General features: G+C 74.2%; 10 protein-coding genes. 1 reads left to right on the top strand and 9 read right to left on the bottom strand.

Annotated features, from left to right (window positions below):
- Positions 1-77: 77 nt before the first annotated feature.
- From cydD to ACIPYS_RS22905, 5 genes are all read right to left on the bottom strand, one after another.
- The gene (gene cydD / locus ACIPYS_RS22925; RefSeq protein WP_400748841.1) at positions 78-3,608 is read right to left on the bottom strand and encodes a thiol reductant ABC exporter subunit CydD; all 3,531 of its coding nucleotides are present in this window, start codon (positions 3,606-3,608) and stop codon (positions 78-80) included.
- Between the two features lie 4 nt (positions 3,609-3,612).
- Positions 3,613-4,638: a cytochrome d ubiquinol oxidase subunit II gene (gene cydB, locus ACIPYS_RS22920; protein ID WP_400748838.1), complete on the bottom strand. Its 1,026-nt coding sequence runs from the start codon at positions 4,636-4,638 to the stop codon at positions 3,613-3,615.
- 31 nt (positions 4,639-4,669) lie between these two features.
- On the bottom strand, positions 4,670-6,220 hold the full coding sequence (locus ACIPYS_RS22915) for a cytochrome ubiquinol oxidase subunit I (RefSeq protein ID WP_093861271.1): 1,551 nt from the start codon (positions 6,218-6,220) through the stop codon (positions 4,670-4,672).
- Between the two features lie 460 nt (positions 6,221-6,680).
- The gene (locus ACIPYS_RS22910; protein ID WP_400748834.1) at positions 6,681-8,072 is read right to left on the bottom strand and encodes an oxygenase MpaB family protein; all 1,392 of its coding nucleotides are present in this window, start codon (positions 8,070-8,072) and stop codon (positions 6,681-6,683) included.
- A 122-nt stretch (positions 8,073-8,194) separates the two neighbouring features.
- Positions 8,195-9,142 (bottom strand): oxidoreductase, encoded by a 948-nt coding sequence (locus ACIPYS_RS22905; protein WP_400748831.1) that lies wholly within the window; start codon positions 9,140-9,142, stop codon positions 8,195-8,197.
- Between the two features lie 57 nt (positions 9,143-9,199).
- Here ACIPYS_RS22905 and ACIPYS_RS22900 point away from each other — a divergent pair, with 57 nt between their 5' ends.
- Positions 9,200-9,883: a DNA-binding response regulator gene (locus tag ACIPYS_RS22900; protein ID WP_400748828.1), complete on the top strand. Its 684-nt coding sequence runs from the start codon at positions 9,200-9,202 to the stop codon at positions 9,881-9,883.
- On the opposite strand, the gene ACIPYS_RS22895 is transcribed toward ACIPYS_RS22900, so the two are convergent.
- The 4 genes from ACIPYS_RS22895 to ACIPYS_RS22880 all read right to left on the bottom strand — a co-directional run bounded on the left by ACIPYS_RS22895 (position 9,861) and on the right by ACIPYS_RS22880 (position 13,830).
- Positions 9,861-10,445: a Uma2 family endonuclease gene (locus tag ACIPYS_RS22895; RefSeq protein ID WP_400748825.1), complete on the bottom strand. Its 585-nt coding sequence runs from the start codon at positions 10,443-10,445 to the stop codon at positions 9,861-9,863. The genes ACIPYS_RS22900 and ACIPYS_RS22895 overlap by 23 nt on opposite strands.
- 95 nt (positions 10,446-10,540) lie before the next feature.
- A complete protein-coding gene (locus ACIPYS_RS22890) occupies positions 10,541-12,127 on the bottom strand; it encodes a sensor histidine kinase (protein WP_400748822.1) in 1,587 nt (528 codons plus the stop codon).
- A gap of 21 nt (positions 12,128-12,148) precedes the next feature.
- Positions 12,149-12,904 carry a response regulator transcription factor gene (locus ACIPYS_RS22885; protein WP_360019216.1) on the bottom strand — a complete coding sequence of 252 codons (756 nt, stop codon included), beginning with the start codon at positions 12,902-12,904 and terminating at the stop codon, positions 12,149-12,151.
- A 272-nt stretch (positions 12,905-13,176) separates the two neighbouring features.
- Positions 13,177-13,830, bottom strand: coding sequence for a hypothetical protein (locus tag ACIPYS_RS22880; RefSeq protein WP_400748818.1), 654 nt, complete (start codon positions 13,828-13,830; stop codon positions 13,177-13,179).
- Between the last annotated feature and the right edge of the window lie 12 nt (positions 13,831-13,842).

The following is a 13,842-nucleotide window of genomic DNA, read 5'->3' as shown; positions in this document are numbered from 1 at the left end:
TTCGTCAGAAGTAGCGACGCGACGGACGAGGGCCGGCGACTCCCCTCCGCCCGGGGCCAGGACACCCGGCCCCGGGGCTACCCGACCGCCAGCGGCAGGCCCTCCGCCTCCCGCTCCCGGTCGTGCAGGGCGCGCAGCCGACCCTCCGGCCGGGCCAGCAGTTCCGACCAGCCGCCCCGCTCGACCACCCGGCCCGCCTCCAGGACCAGCACCTCGTCCACCGTGCCGTCGTCCAGTCCGGCCAGCCGGTGGGTGATCAGGACGGTGCTGCGCCCGGCGGTGGCGGCGAGCAGATCGGCGGTGAGCGCGTCGGCGGTGGGCAGGTCGAGGTGCTCGGCCGGCTCGTCCAGGACGAGCACCGGGAAGTCCGCGAGCAGTGCCCGGGCCAGCGCCAGCCGCTGCCGCTGCCCGCCGGAGAGCCGGGCGCCGTGCTCGCCGACCATGGTGTCCAGGCCGTCCGGCAGCGAGTCGGTGAAGTCCAGCAGCCGGGCGGCGGCGAGCGCGGCCCGCAGCTCCTCCTCGTCGGCACCGGGCCGGGCGAGACGCAGGTTCTCCCGGAGCGAGCTGTCGAAGACGTGGGCGTCCTGCGCGCAGAGCCCGACCACCCGGCGGACGTCCTCCCCCGCCAGCGCGCGGCTGTCCACAGCCTGTGGACGGCCGGCGGCGAGGACGACGGCGCCCGCGCGCTGGTCCAGGAAGCGGAGCAGCGTGTGCGCGAGCGTGGTCTTGCCGGAACCGGACGGGCCGACCACGGCGATCCGCCGGCCGGGGGCGAGGTCGAGGTCGACGCCGCTCAGCGCGTCCACGCTCCGGCCGGGGTACCGGGCGGTCAGGCCGCGGACCGTGATCGGCAGCGGCTGCCCGGGCAGCGCGGCCGGCTCGGCGGGTTCGGCCACGGCCTCCGGCGCGTCCAGCACCTCGGCGAGCCGCTCCGAGGCGGCCAGGCCGCGCCGGCGGGCCTGGACGGCGGCGGGCATCCCGGTGACCGCCTCGAAGGCCGCCAGCGGGGTCAGCACGACCACGGCCAGACAGACCGGGGCGAGCGCCCCGGACGCCACGCCGTGCAGCCCCGCCGCCGCGGCGCCGGCCACCGTGAGGCCGGTGAGCAGGGTGATCAGCCCGGTGCCGAGCGCCGCGGTGGCGGCCGAGCGGGCGGCCAGCCCGGTCAGCGTGGCGTCGGCCGCGCGGACGGCGGCCAGCCGTCCCGGCAGGGCGCCGGCCACGGTGAGTTCGGCGGTGCCGCTGAAGGCGTCCAGGACGGCGGTGGCGAGCCGCCCGCGCGCCGGGGCCTGCCGCCGCTCGGCGCCGGCCGACCAGCGGGCGGTCAGCGCGGGCACCACCAGGCCGGCGAGCAGCAGGCCGAGCCCCAGCACCAGCCCGGCGGCGGGCAGGAAGGCGCCCACGGCGAGCGCGGTGGCGGTGGAGACCACCGCCGCCACCGCGGCCGGGAGCCGCCAGCGCAGGTAGTGGTCCTGGACCGCGTCGACGTCGGCGACCAGCCGGGAGAGCAGGTCGCCCCGCCGGAACGCGGGCAGCGCCGCCGGGGCCAGCACGGCGAGCCGGCGGTGGACGGCGACGCGCAGGGTGCCGAGGGTGCGCAGCACCGCGTCGTGCGAGACCAGCCGCTCGGCGTAGCGGAAGACGCTGCGGCCGATGCCGAAGGCGCGCACCGCGGTGACGGCCATCATCAGATGGAGCACGGGCGGCATCTCGGAGGCCCGGGAGATCAGCCAGCCGGAGGTGGCCATCAGCGCCACCGCGCAGCCGAGCGCGAGCGAGCCGAGCAGCACCGAGAGCGCCAGCCGGGGCCGGACGGCGCCCGCGGCGGGGGCCGGGGCGTCCTGGTCGGGTGGCGCCGGTGCCGGGACGGCGGGGACGGCGGGGACGGCGGCAGCGGGGAAGGCGGATGCGGCGGGGAGGGCGGCGGCCGGGACGGGAGGAGCGGCCGGGCCGGTCAGCCGGACCCGCCGGTCGGCGGCGGCCAGCAGCGCGGGCCGGTGCGCGACCACCAGCACCGTGCGCGCCGGGTCGGCGGCCAGTGCCCGGACGGCGTCGACGACGGCCGCCTCGGAGTCGCCGTCCAGGTTGGCGGTGGGCTCGTCGAGCAGGACCAGCGGGCGGTCGTCGGCGAGCAGCACCCGGGCGAGCGCGAGCCGCTGGCGCTGTCCGGCGGAGAGCCCGGCGCCGTCCTCGCCGAGACGGGTGGCGAGACCCTGCGGCAGCCGGTCGACGAAGTCGAGGGCGTGCGCGGAGCGCAGGGCCGCGCGCTGCTGCTGCTCGGTGGCTCCGGGCCGGTGCAGGGTCAGGTTGTCGGCGACGGTCCCGGCGAACAGGTGCGGGTGCTGCGGCACCCAGGCGATCTGCCGCCGCCAGCTGTCCGGCTCCAGCTCGGCCAGGTCGTGGGTCCGCCCGTCGGCGGCGGTGATCCGGACCGTTCCGGCGGTGGGCGCGGTGAGGCCGAGCAGGACGCCGAGCAGGGTGGACTTGCCGGCCCCGGAGGGCCCGGTGAGGGCGACCGTCTCGCCGGGGCGGAGGGTGAGCGAGGCGCCGTCCAGGACGGGCGTGCCGCGGCCGGGGAAGGCCACCACGAGGCCCTCGGCGGTGAGGGCGGCCCCGGCCAGGTCGGGCGCGGGCACGGTGCCGCGCGGCGGCAGCGGGGTCTCCAGCACCTCGAAGATCCGGTCGGCGGCGGTGAGTCCCTCGACGCTGGAGTGGTAGAGCGCGCCGACCTGGCGGATCGGGAAGTAGACCTCGGGGGCGAGGACCAGGATCAGCAGCCCGGTCTCCAGGTCGAGGGTGCCGTCGACCAGCCGGAAACCGACGGTGACGGCGACCAGGGCGACCGAGAGGGTGGAGAGCAGTTCCAGCGCGAAGGAGGAGACGAAGGCGATCCGCAGGGTGCGCAGGGTGGCCCGGCGGTAGTCGGCGGTGATCCGGGCGATGGTGGCGGCCTGGGCGCGGGCCCGGCCGAACACCTTGAGCGTGGGCAGCCCGGCGACCACGTCCAGGAAGTGGTGCGAGAGCCGGGACAGCCCCTCCCACTGACGGTCCATCCGGGCCTGGGTGGCCATCCCGATCAGCACCATGAACAGCGGGATCAGCGGCAGGGTGCCGGCGATGATCGCGGCCGAGGTGACGTCGGCACCGACGATCCGCAGCAGCACGGTGGCCGGGACGACCACGGCGAGCGCCAGCTGCGGCAGGTAGCGGGCGAAGTAGTCGTCGAGCGCGTCGACGCCCCGGGTGGCCAGCGCGGTGAGTTCGCCGGTGCGCCGGCCCGCCAGGTAGGCCGGGCCGAGCGCGGTGGCGTGGTCGAGCAGCCGGCGCCGCAGGGTGGACTTCACCCGGGCGACGGACCGGTGCGCGACCAGTTCGGTGAGCCAGCCGACCAGCCCGCGCCCGACCGCGGTGAGCGCCAGCAGCGCCAGCGGGGTGCCGAGTTCACCGAGCCCGGCCCGCTGCTGGAAGCCGCGGACCACGAGTTCGGCGATCAGGCCCGCCTGGGCCACCACCAGGGCCGCGTTCACCGTCCCCAGCAGGACGGATCCGGCGAGGAAGACCCGGGTGGTGCGGGCGTGGGCGAGGAGTCGGGGGTCGACCGGCTTCATGGCCTCAGCCCTGGTCGAGCGCGGCGGCCGGATCGTGCCCGGGGATGTGCTGGACACCGATCCGCTTGCGGAACACCCAGTACGTCCAGCTCTGGTAGAGCAGCACCAGCGGGGTGAACACGGCGGCCACGATCGTCATCAGCTTGAGCGTGTAGGGCGAGGAGGCCGCGTTGGTCACGGTCAGGCTCCACTCCGGGTTCAGGGTGGACGGCATGACGTCGGGGAAGAGCGCGAGGAAGAGCATCGCGACCGCGGCCACGATCGTCGCCCCGGAGAGGACGAAGGCCCGGCCCTCGCGGCCGGCCCGGTTGGCGAGCAGCGCGCCGAGCAGGGCGAGCACCGCGATCACCAGGGCGGCCAGGCTCCGGCCGTTGCCGTTGTCGGCCTGGGTCCAGACCAGGAAGACCAGCGCCAGCGCCGCGGCCGCCAGTCCGGCCTTCAGGGCCGCGTCCCGGGCCCGGTCGCGGATGTCGCCGACCGTCTTGAGCGCGGCGAACACCGCGCCGTGGAAGGTGAACAGGCTGAGCGTCACCAGGCCGCCGAGCAGCGCGTACGGGTTGAGCAGGTCCCAGAAGCCGCCGACGTAGTTCTTCTGCGCGTCGATGTCGACGCCCCGGACGATGTTGGCGAAGGCGACGCCCCAGAGGAAGGCCGGGACCAGCGAGGTCCAGAAGATCGCCTCCTCCCAGTTCCGCTGCCAGCGCGGTTCGGGCCGCTTGGCCCGGTACTCGAAGGCGACGCCGCGCACGATCAGGCAGACCAGGATCAGCAGCAGCGGGATGTAGAAGCCGCTGAAGAGGGTCGCGTACCAGTCCGGGAAGGCCGCGAAGGTGGCGCCGCCGGCGGTCAGCAGCCAGACCTCGTTGCCGTCCCAGACCGGGCCGATGGTGTTGATCAGCACCCGGCGCTCGGCGGTGTTCCGGGCGAGCGGCTTGGTGAGGATGCCGATGCCGAAGTCGAAGCCCTCCAGGAAGAAGTAGCCGATCCAGAGGACGGCGATCAGGACGAACCAGACGTCGTGAAGTTCCATGGTGTGTCGGTCCTATCGATCCTGGGTGGCCTCAGTAGGCGAAGGCGAGCGGCTTGTCGGCGTCGTCGCCGGAGGCGGGACCGCGCAGCGTCGGGTCCTCGGTGGGCGGCCGCTCGTCGGTGACCGGGCCGGCCTTGGCGTACTTGACCAGCAGCTTCACCTCGACGACGGCGAGGATCGCGTACAGCGTGGTGAAGGTCGCCAGTGCTCCGATCTGGGTGCCGATGCCCACGTTGGGCGAGACGGCACTGGCGGTGGTCATCAGCCCGAACACCGCCCAGGGCTGCCGGCCCATCTCGGTGAAGATCCAGCCGAAGCTGTTGGCGATCAGCGGGAAGCCCATGGTGAGGATCCCGATCCGCCAGCTCCACTTGGTGAGGAAGGGCCCCAGCTCCCGCTTCGGGGTGAGCATCAGCCTGGGCACCTCGGTGTCCCCGGTGCGGAACTCCGGGTGGAGGAAGCGCTTCTTCCTGGTGGTCCAGAGCCCGATCGCCCCGGCCACGAAGGAGGTCATCCCGAAGCCGATCATGAGGCGGAAGCCCCAGTAGGTGACGAAGATGCTCGGGATGTAGTCCTTGGGGTCGCCGCCGTACTTGGCGGCCTCGGCCTCGGCGGTGTCGTTGATGCCGGGGACGGAGGAGCTGAAGTCGCTGTTGGCGAGGAAGGACAGTATCCCGGGGATCTCCAGTTCCACCGAGTTGTGGCCCTTGCCGACGTCGCCGACCGCGAAGACCGAGAACGGCGCCGGCGCCTTGGTGTCCCAGAGCGCCTCGGCGGCGGCCATCTTCATCGGCTGCTGACGGAACATGACCTTGGCGAGCGAGTCGCCGCTGAGCGCGGTGCCCAGGCCGAAGACCACCGCGAGCACCAGACCGAGCCGCAGCGAGGTCCGCATCACGGCGACCTTCTCCGGGGCGGCGGCGGGGCTCTCCGGCTTGCGCTTGGCCTTCCAGAGGTGGAAGGAGGCGATGCCGACCATGAACGCCGCGCCGGTGAGGAAGGCCGCGGTCAGGGTGTGCAGGACGACGGTGACGGTGGTGTCCTGGAACAGCACCTTGGCGATGTCGGTCAGCTGGGCCTTGCCGGTGGCCGGGTCGATCGTGTAGCCGACCGGGTGCTGCATCCAGGAGTTGGCCGCCAGGATGAAGTAGGCCGAGAGCACGGTGCCGAGCGCGACCATCCACATGCAGGCGCAGTGCAGCTTCCGCGGCAGCTTGTCCCAGCCGAAGATCCACAGGCCGATGAAGGTCGACTCGAAGAAAAAGGCGATCAGCGCCTCCATCGCGAGCGGGGCGCCGAAGACGTCACCGACGAAGCGGGAGTAGTCGGACCAGTTCATGCCGAACTGGAACTCCTGCACGATGCCGGTGACCACGCCCATCGCGATGTTGATCAGGAAGAGCTTCCCCCAGAACTTCGTGGCGTGGAAGTACTTCTCCTTGTCCGTCCGCACCCACGCGGTCTCGAGTCCCGCCACGATCGCGGCGAGGCTGATGGTGAGCGGTACGAAGAGGAAGTGGTAGACGGTGGTGATGCCGAATTGCCATCGCGCGATGGTTTCGTGAGCGATTGCCAGTTCCACGTCGCCCTCTCTCCAACCGACCTCGATCGAGGTCACATTTCGGACAAACTTCATCTATAGCCGGGGACCGCTGCCCAGATGTGCATGCTTGCCCGCTTGTGAACGTGAACACGTTCACAAGCTCAGTATCCACCACCCTTACGCGGAAGGAGCGGGCGGGGTGGGGTTCTACCGGCGGCGATGCCGTGCGCACAGTCTGCGAAGCGGGCCGCCGGGCCACAACGAGCAGCCGGGAAGGTGGGGCGGGAAATCTGGACGGTCCGTAGCATTGACAGCTACTGCCCTGACAGAAAGGCATGTTCACCGTGCACGCGATCATCGAAGCGATGGCCGACCGGCTGGCCGGGGTGCCGGGCGTGGTCGGCGTCGTGGTCGGCGTCGTGCTCGGCGGCAGCGGTCGGGGCCGACGGCGGTCGGGGCCGGGGCCGCACGTCCGGCAGCCGTCGGGGCCCGACAGCTCTCAGGCCCGGCCGAGCAGCTGGGTGCCCGGGGCCGAGGGGGCCCGGGCGGTGAAGTAGTCCACGAAGCCGCGCAGGAACTCCGCCGAGGTGATCACCCCGTCCCCGTCGGTGTCCAACTTCCGGAACCCGTGCGCGAGTTCGGCCGGGTGGACGCGCCGTCCGCCGAACAGCACCCGGTACTCGGCGAAGTCCAGCAGGCCGTCCCCGTCCGCGTCGGCCGCATCGAACACCGCCCGGAGCGCGGGCAGCAGCCCGCGCTCGAGGTACGCCGGGTCGCGGTCGCAGCCGGCCAGCGTGGCGGCGACGTACTCGGCCCGGGCCACCCGGCCGTCGCCGTCGGTGTCCATGCCCGCCCGCAGCTCCTCCCACCAGCGCTCGAAGGCGTCGTACACCCGGGCCTCCCCCTCCTCGGAGAGCTCCAGCTGCCGGCACACGTCGTGCGCCATCGCCCGGAAGTCGTGGGCAGTGAGGTGGCCGTCCCCGGTCCGGTCCAGCACCTCCCGGAAGAACCGGTCCAGCCGGGGCGGCCTGGTGTCCTGCCGCCCGGTGTCCCGCCGCGCGGGCCGCCGGGGCCGGGACGGGGAGCCCGCCCCCGGCGCCCGGTAGCGGTGGCGGTCCGGCAGCCCGGTGACCAGCACCCGGGCGCCGCGGTGCAGCAGCAGCGAGAGCAGCCGTCCGCGCCGGGTGGGCACCAGGCCGAAGCGCTCGCGGAAGACCGCCGGAAGGTCCGCCACGGTCAGTTCGGCGGCCAGCCGGCCGGCCACCGCGCGCACCGCCCGCCAGCCGGCCGGCCCGAGGAAGCGCAGCCGGCGCGGGCACGGCACCTCGCTCAGCAGGTCGTACAGCAGACGGCGCGCCGTCGCGGTGAACTCCAGCTGCTCGGCCACCGCCCGGCGCAACCGGCCGCGCAGCTCGGCCGCGGTGGCGGGCAGCTCCCCCGAGGACAGTCCGAACACCGTCGCGATCCCGGCGAACTCCCGGTACGAGGACTCCAGTTCCTCCGCCGTGTACGGATCGCCGCTCAGCTCCCGCATCGCGACGACGCTCTCGAAGAGGGTGAGCAGCACCCAGGCCCGGGCGTCCGGGTCCCGGGCGTCGTAGCCGCACCCGTCCTCGGCGGCGCCGACGATCCGCCGGTGCGCCCGGTCGAGCCGCTGGACCTCCCGCCACAGCTGCTCCTCGTCGGCCTGGAACAGCCGCCGGCCGCTGGCCATGGTGTGCTCGATCCGGCGCCAGGGGCGGCCCCGGTAGGTGGAGTGCTCGGCCGTCCCTGCCCCGACCACCGGGTGGGCGGCCTGCAGCACCATCAGCCGCCAGGCGACCAGCACGATCCGCCACTCCGAGAGGTCCCGCCCGAAGGTCCCCCCGGAGCCCGCTGCTGACGCTGCCATCCGGACTGCTCCTGGGAGTTGGGGAACCTTCGGGTACGGCCGGGGCTCTTCCCGGCCGGCCGACGGGGAAACCAGGAGCAGGATTCATCGGACAGTCCTACAGCCTCATCTGTCAGGCACCGTCAGACATTTTCGGAGACCGTCAGCTTCTCCAGGTCCGCGAGGTCCTCGGCGTCCAGCCGCAGCGCGGCGGCGGCGACGTTCTCCTCCAGGTGCGCCGGCGAGGAGGTGCCCGGGATCGCCAGCACCGACGGCGAGAGCGCCAGCAGCCAGGCCACCATCACCTGGGCCCGGGTGGCGCCGTGCCGCTCGGCGACCCGGCGCAGGGCCGGGTGCTCCGGCACCCCGGAGCCGCCCAGCGGGTAGAACGGGACGAAGGCGATGCCCCGCTCCGTGCAGTCCGCCAGCAGCCGGTCCTGCTCCGGCGTCCGGTCCAGCACGCTGAACTTGTTCTGCACCGTCACCACCGGGGCGATCGCCTCGGCCTCGGCGAGCTGGGCCGCGTTCACGTTGCTGACGCCCAGGTGCCGGATCAGGCCCTCCTCGCGCAGCTCCGCCAGCGCGGCGAAGGGCTCGGCGATCGAGGACTGACTCGGCATCCGGCGCAGGTGGACCACGTCCAGCCGGTCCACCCCCAGCTCGCGCAGATCGCGGTGGACGGCGGCCCGCAGCGCCTCCCGGTCGGCCGGCTCCAGCCAGCGGCCCTGCGGGTCGCGGCCCGGGCCGACCTTGGTGGCGATCACGAGTCCGTCCCGGTAGGGGTGCAGGGCCCGCCGGATCAGGCCGTGGGCGGAGACCTCCCGGAAGAAGTAGAACCAGGCGGTGTCGATGTGGTCCACGCCCAGCTCGACGGCCCGGCGCAGCACCCGGACGCTCTGCTCGGGGTCGCAGGCGGGCCCCTGCCAGTCGCGGGAGGGCAGCTTCATCGCGCCGAAGCCCATCCGGGACACCGGCAGGTCGCCGCCGAGGAGGAAGGTGCCGGCGGCGCTCGCCGGGGCGGCGTCGTTCGCGGACGGGGCGGTGTCGGCGGAGGAGGCGGCGTTCGCGGAGGGTACGGGAGTCGTCGTCATGGCCCCAAGCCTCGGCCCGGCTCGCGGCGGCCCCGACCGATCTGGCAGTTTGCTGCCATGACCACCGATCGGATCATCACCCTGCACGGCGAGCAGGAGCTCGTCCAGCGGGCCGGGCACCTCTTCGTCGCCTCCCGCGAGGAGTTCCTGGTCGCCGCCACCGATCTGATGACCTTCTCCGCGGGCGTCAACGCGGCCTTCCGCGAAGGCAAGCGGCCGCACGTCGTCCCCGGCCTGACCATGCGCAAGATGTACAGCCGCCGGGCGCTCGCCGACCCCGAGTCGCTCCGGCGGCTGCGGCGGATCGCCGCCTCCGGCATCGAGATCCGGATCTCCGACGGGCCGATCGCCCGGGAGGCGATCGTCATCGACCGGCGCACCGCGATCCTGGCGGGCGCACCGGTGCGGGGCGTGCGCGCGTACACCGTGGTGCAGGCGCCGGACGTCGTCGACGGCGTGCGCTCGCTGTTCCGCGCCACCTGGGAGACCGCCACCGACCTCGCCGACTGCGCCGCCCCGCCGCCCCCGCTGGACGACCGCTCCCGGCGGATCCTGCGCGCCCTCGCCGCCGGCCACACCGACGAGACCGGCGCCCGCCTGCTCGGCGTCTCGCTGCGCACCTACCGCCGCGGGGTCGCCGACCTGATGACCGCCCTCGGCGCCGCCTCCCGCTTCCAGGCCGGCCTGCTCGCCCAGGGCCTGCTCGCGGAGGAGGAGGTCAGCCCCGCCGCTCCCCGGTGATGCCGGGCCCGATCGCGAAGCCCTTCGCGGGCCCCTCCGGGATCACCGCGTCCTCGCCGTAGGGGGTGCGCTCCGAGCGGGCGTAGGCGCCGCGTTCGGGGTCGGGCCCGGAGAGGACGGTGACGGCGCCGCCACCGTAGTCGTAGTCGTCGATGATCACGTAGACGGGGATGCCGGCGGTGGCGTAGGCGCGGGGCTTGTCCACGAGGTCACGATGGCGGTGCTCGCTGTCCGGCGAGACCGTCTCGACCACCAGGGCCACGCCCGAGGCCAGCACCCCGAGATCCTCCGGGCCGGCGATCGCGTCGATGTCCTCGGGCACCACGAGGACATCGGGTGCGGACACCTCGTGCCCGTGGAGAACGTGGCCCGCGTCGGCCGGCCACCAGCCACTGCCGCCGAGGTGCTCGGCCAGTGCGTCGAGGAGCCTCGTACCGATCCTTCGGTGCCGAGGGCCGCCGACGTGGGACACCATGAGGACTCCGTCCTTGATCTCCGTACGGAAGTGCTCGGGTACCTCCAGAGAGGCCCAGGCGTCCCACAGTCGCCGATCGGTGTCCATCACGTCCCACCCTTGAAGGAGATCACCGCCGTACGGTCCCACCGGGACGACGGTCGAGCGGGGTGAACGAAGCAGCTTCACCCGATCGGGCGGTTTCAGCGCTGGTGGGGGAGTTCCAGGCGGAAGGTGGCGCCGGTGCCGGGGGCGGTGTGGAGGGTGAGCGCGCCGCCGTGGGCGTGGGTGAGGGCGGTGGCGATGGCGAGGCCGAGGCCGGCGCCGCCGCGCTGGTCGTGGCGGCTGCGGGAGGCGTCCACGCGGTAGAAGCGGTGGAACACCAGCGCGGCCTGGTCGGCGGTGAGGCCGGGTCCGGAGTCGGCGACCTCCAGCAGGCAGAGGCCGGCCTCGTGGCCCACCCCGATCCGGACCGGGGTGCCGGGCGGGGTGTGCTTGACCGCGTTGCCGACCAGGTTGGTGACCACCTGGCGGAGCCGGGCCTCGTCGCCGAGCACGGGCGCCGGGCCGGGCGGGCCGCTGCCGGCCGGGCCGGTGAGGGCGACCGGGCGGCTCGGGTCGAGGGCGGTGAGGTCGTGCAGGGCGTCCGCGGCGAGGGTGCGCAGGTCCATCGGCGCGAGGTCGAGCGGGCGCTCCTCGTCCAGCCGGGCGAGCACCAGCAGGTCCTCGACCAGGGTGCCCATCCGGATCGCCTCGTTCTCGATCCGGTCCATGGTGCGGCTGACGTCGGCCTCGGCGGGCAGGGCGCCCATCCGGTACAGCTCGGCGAAGCCGCGGATGCCGGCCAGCGGGGTGCGCAGTTCGTGCGAGGCGTCGGCGACGAAGCGCCGCATCCGGCCCTCGGACTCCGCCCGGGCGGCGAAGGCGGCCTCGATCTGCGCCAGCATGCCGTTCAGGGCGATGGAGAGCCGGCCGACCTCGGTGTTCGCCGGGAGCACGGGCATCCGGTGCGAGAGCTCGCCGGCGGCGATCCGCTGGGCGCCCTCCTCGATCCGGCGCAACGGCCGCAGCCCGGTGCGGACGGCGAAGAAGCCGAGGGCCGCGATCACCACGAGGACGGCGCCGCCGATCGCCAGGAAGGCGGTGCGCAGCCGGTTGACGGTGGCGTCGATGTCCTCGCGGGAGACGGCGACCATCACGTAGGCGGGGCTGGCGGTGGGCGCGGCGAAGACGCTGGCCGGGGCGCTCGGCCGCTGGACCGGCACCACGATCGCCCGCCAGCTGCCCCGGCCGAGCCGGTCGGGCAGGTCGACCGGGCTGTCGGGGGCGACCGCGGCCGGGTCGAAGCCGTCCAGCTGCGGCGCCGGGTCGTTCTCCGCCATCGGCTGGCGCACCACGAACTGCACCTTGCCGTCGGCGGACAGGTACTGGACCAGGTACTGGCTGGGCAGCGCGGCCAGGTACTGGGTGGCCCGCTTGCCGCCGACCGAGGGCTGCTGCTGCTTGGGGTCCGCCCAGCTGTTGCGGGTCGGCGCGCGGCGGGCCAGCGGTTCGCCGAAGCGCTGCAGCTGCTCGTCGAGCCGCTGGACCAGCTGGTGGCGGACGGTGCCGAGCACGACGGTGTCGCTGACCACCAGGCCGGTGGTGACCAGGGCGAGCACCAGCACCAGCAGCCGGGCGCGCAGCGACAGCCGGCGCAGCGACAGCCGGCCGGGCGGGCCGCCGGGACGGCGGCCGGACGGACGGGCGGAGGGGCGCGCGAAAGCGCGGCGGGGGAGCGGGAGGGGCATCGGGGCGGCGGGGGTCCGGGGTCAGCCCTGCGGGGGGCGGCGCAGGGCGTAGCCGATGCCGCGCACGGTGTGGATCAGCTTGGGCCCGTGGCTGGGCCCGGAGTCGAGCTTGCGGCGCAGGTAGGAGATGTACGACTCGACGATCGAGAGGTCGCCGCCGAAGTCGTAGGCCCAGACGTGGTCGAGGATCTGCGCCTTGGAGACCACCCGGCCGACGTTGGCCATCAGGTAGTGCAGCAGCTTGAACTCGGTCGGGGAGAGCGCGACCACGACGCCGCCGCGGGTGACCTCGTGGGCCACCGGGTCGAGCACGAGGTCGGCGACGATCAGCCGGCCGTCCTCGGCCGGTCCGCCGGAGCGGCGCAGGATGGCGCGGATCCGGGCGATCAGCTCCTCCAGGCTGAACGGCTTGGTGACGTAGTCGTCGGCGCCCGCGGCGAGCCCCTGGACCTTGTCCCCGACGCCGTCCTTGGCGGTGAGGAAGAGCACCGGCAGGTGGTCGCCGGGGTGGCCGTGGCCGGGGCCGGCGATGAGGCCGCGGCTGGTCTGCTCCCGGAGCCGCTCGACCACGGCGAAGCCGTCGAGGTCGGGGAGCATCACGTCCAGGACGACCAGGTCGGGACGGTCGACGGCGATCAGCTCCAGTGCCTCGGCGCCGCTGGCGGCGGAGGCCACCCGGAAGCCGGAGAAGCGGAGCGAGGCGGACAGCAGCTCGCGGATGTTCGGTTCGTCGTCGACGACGAGCAGGTAGGCCTCCCCCTGGCCGCCGTTGTTCACCGCCGAAGTTCCTGTCGACACACTGCCTTGCACGGGGGTTCCGCCTCCCGGTCGGACGATGGCGTTCAGCTCGAGGCTAGCTCGGGGAGGCTAAGGCCCATCGATGAATGTTGGATTAACACCTTATCGGGCGGTTTTGTACGGAGGGACCCCCAGGTCGGGCCTCGATGGTGTGCGCACCGCCCTGACAGTACTCCGGCGCAGGTCGGCGGGGGGATGCGCGGCCCGGCCCCCGGAGGAGGTCGGCCGGGCCGCGCGCGTCCGGCGGCCGGTCAGCCGCCGGACGGGTTCCGGGTGGCGCCCGCGCCGGGGCCGCCGCCGAAGCCGCCTCCCCCGAAGCCGCCGGCGGCGGCGCCCTCGACCAGCTGGGTCGCGGCGTAGCCCCCGTCGGTCGGGGTGCCGACCACGGTGACGCTCTGGCCGGGCTGGAGGTCGCCGACCTTGCCCTCCTTGTTGAGCTGCACCTTGGTGGAGTCGCCGGTGGTCACCTTGACGGTGTTGCCGTTGGCGTCGGTCAGGTAGACGGTGGTGCCGTCCACGGCCTTGACCGTGCCCCGGGTGAAGCCGCCCTGGCCGCCCTGGCCGCCCTGGCCGCCGGCGCCCTGGCCGGCGCCGTTGCGGCGGTTGCCGTTCTGGCCGCCGCCGGTGCCGGTCGCCCCCGGCCGCGGCTGCTGCGCGCCGCCGCCCGCGGCGACGGTCCGGCCGGAGCTCCGCTCGGGGGCCTGGTCGCGCTGGTACCAGACGCCGCCGGCGAAGGCCGCCGTGGCGATCACCGCGCCGGACAGCACCAGCGGCACCCAGGGCAGCCGGCGCCGCGGCGGCGCGGCCAGCTCGGCGGAGACGTCCCTGCCGTCCGGCGCGGTGGAGAGCAGGACGACCTGCTCGGCGGGGGTGGACGGAACGGACGGCTCGATCTCGTTGCTCATGGTCTGCGGTCC

Origin of the sequence: Kitasatospora sp. NPDC089913, from assembly GCF_044748625.1 — a bacterium.
Lineage (GTDB): Bacteria > Actinomycetota > Actinomycetes > Streptomycetales > Streptomycetaceae > Kitasatospora.
This window is presented reverse-complemented; position numbering and strand designations above follow the sequence as displayed.

Excerpts from the sequence above, each read along its gene's own strand:
- cydD (WP_400748841.1), bottom strand. The coding sequence starts at position 3,608 with ATGAAGCCGGTCGACCCCCGACTCCTCGCCCACGCCCGCACCACCCGG.
- cydB (WP_400748838.1), bottom strand. The coding sequence starts at position 4,638 with ATGGAACTTCACGACGTCTGGTTCGTCCTGATCGCCGTCCTCTGGATC.
- ACIPYS_RS22910 (WP_400748834.1), bottom strand. The coding sequence starts at position 8,072 with ATGGCAGCGTCAGCAGCGGGCTCCGGGGGGACCTTCGGGCGGGACCTC.
- ACIPYS_RS22905 (WP_400748831.1), bottom strand. The coding sequence starts at position 9,142 with ATGACGACGACTCCCGTACCCTCCGCGAACGCCGCCTCCTCCGCCGAC.
- ACIPYS_RS22900 (WP_400748828.1), top strand. The coding sequence starts at position 9,200 with ATGACCACCGATCGGATCATCACCCTGCACGGCGAGCAGGAGCTCGTC.
- ACIPYS_RS22895 (WP_400748825.1), bottom strand. The coding sequence starts at position 10,445 with ATGGACACCGATCGGCGACTGTGGGACGCCTGGGCCTCTCTGGAGGTA.
- ACIPYS_RS22890 (WP_400748822.1), bottom strand. The coding sequence starts at position 12,127 with ATGCCCCTCCCGCTCCCCCGCCGCGCTTTCGCGCGCCCCTCCGCCCGT.
- ACIPYS_RS22880 (WP_400748818.1), bottom strand. The coding sequence starts at position 13,830 with ATGAGCAACGAGATCGAGCCGTCCGTTCCGTCCACCCCCGCCGAGCAG.